The 1,738-nt window shown below is 69.4% G+C and carries 3 protein-coding genes and 1 pseudogene; all 4 read left to right on the plus strand.

From position 1 onward, the window contains the following. Positions 1-238 precede the first annotated feature (238 nt). Positions 239-436, plus strand: a complete 198-nt coding sequence (locus tag GAS53_RS54770) for a hydrophobic protein (protein WP_192583733.1) — start codon at positions 239-241, stop codon at positions 434-436. A 92-nt stretch (positions 437-528) separates the two neighbouring features. Continuing rightward, the gene (locus GAS53_RS54775; protein WP_151485287.1) at positions 529-702 is read left to right on the plus strand and encodes a CsbD family protein; all 174 of its coding nucleotides are present in this window, start codon (positions 529-531) and stop codon (positions 700-702) included. 134 nt (positions 703-836) lie between these two features. Further along, positions 837-1,481: a hypothetical protein gene (locus tag GAS53_RS54780; protein WP_151485288.1), complete on the plus strand. Its 645-nt coding sequence runs from the start codon at positions 837-839 to the stop codon at positions 1,479-1,481. After that, positions 1,481-1,738 (plus strand): annotated as a pseudogene (locus GAS53_RS57530) (hypothetical protein); the annotation flags it as partial. The gene GAS53_RS54780 and the pseudogene GAS53_RS57530, both read left to right, overlap by 1 nt.

A 1,738-nucleotide genomic window follows, 5' to 3' on the forward strand; every position in this document is an offset into this window, starting at 1 on the left:
GCCGCCGGCCGAGCCGGCCGAAGCCCCCGCCGAGGCTCCGTTTGTCCCAGCGGCCCCTGCCCGGCTCGCAGAACTCCCCCGTGCGGACCCCGCGTTGACAAGGGAAGTCGTCGGGCGTTGACTGACAGCACGGCGTAGGGCTATGCCACTCCGGATCACTCGGGCGACGCATTCCACCTTCCCGCTTCGCCCGGACCCCGCGGAACTCAGGAACTTCCCGCGATCTGGAGGCCCGGCAATGATCCTGTGGATTCTTCTCCTTCTGCTGATCCTGGTGGTGTTCGGGTTCGGCTTCACCATGCAGGCCCTCTGGTGGGTCGCCGCCGTACTCCTGCTCGTCTGGATCGTCGGCTTCGCGAAGCGCGGGCGCAGCAGTGGCAGGCGCGGCGGTGGCAGGCGTGGCGGTGGCCGCCGGTACAGCCGCAGTCGCGGATAGCCCACACCAGCGCGCTCTCCCTCCCGCGCGAACCACGGCCCGTACGGCGATCACGCGCGGGAGCCCATCCAGCGAACGAGCAGAGGACAACCATGAGCGTCGGACAGACGATCAAGCACAAGACCCAGGCATTCAAGGGCCGGGTCACCGAACGCATCGGCCGCACCACCCGCAACAGGCGCCTGCAGCGCGAAGGCAGGACCGACCGGGTCTCCGGAAACCTGAAGCAGTCCGGCGACAAGGCCAAGGACGCCTTCAGGCACTGACCACAAACGCCCCGGGTGGTGTCCACGTCCCGTGGACACCACCCGGCAGGCCAACACGGAATCAGCCGACAGGAAGTGACGGGAAAGGCAATGAGGCCGAACACCCTACGAGCCCAGAGCCAGAGAAGGCAGCCATGCTCACCATCGTGATCATCGCCGTGATCGTCATCGCGGCGGTCGCCGTCCTCGTCGCCGGGCGTGGCCGCATCCGGGACGGCGGCGGGCGCGGGCTGAAGCACCGCTTCGGACCCGAGTACGACCGTGCCGTCGCCGACCACAACGGCGACACCAAGGCAGCCGAGCGGGAACTCGGCGAGCGCGTCAAGCAGCACGGCTCCCTCACGGAACAACCGCTGTCACCCGAGGCCCGCGCGCAGTACACGGCTCAATGGGTCGGCGTTCAGGAGCAGTTCGTCGACTCGCCGCACAAGGCCGTCACCGAGGCGGACGCACTCCTCGGCCGCCTGGCGAAGGACCGGGGCTTCCCCGGTGAACAGTTCGAGGAGCAGTTCGCCGCCCTCTCCGTCCACCACGCCGCCCACGTCCGCGGCTACCGCAGCATGCACACGGCCGCCCGCGGCCACAGCGGCACCGAGGAAATGCGGGAAGCCATGGTCGAAGCCCGAAGCCTCTTCGAGGCACTGATCACCGAACAGCCGGCCGACCCTGCCCCCGACCGGGACAGCCCGCAGTCCTCTGATCCCCCCAAGTCCCCCGACGACAACGGCCACGCACCGTGGGCACTGAACCGACGCCACGCGAAGGGAAACAGCACCTGATGTCGCACAACGCCGAACACGCACGGCACCCCCAGACCGGAACCCCGGATCCCGCGACCCCGCCCGCCCCGCAGGCACCGCAGGCACCGCAGAATCAACGGGCCCCGCAGGCACCTCCCACCAAACCCGCTCACACACCGCTCGAGCCCGCCACCAACACCGACAGCCCCAGCCCCAGCCCCAGCCTCGATCGCAAGCCGGTCGCGGAGCTGCTCCCGCAGGGCGAACGGGACAAACTCACCCTGCGCCTCCAACAG

The organism is Streptomyces albicerus, from assembly GCF_008905045.1.
GTDB classification, from domain to species: Bacteria; Actinomycetota; Actinomycetes; order Streptomycetales; family Streptomycetaceae; genus Streptomyces; species Streptomyces albicerus.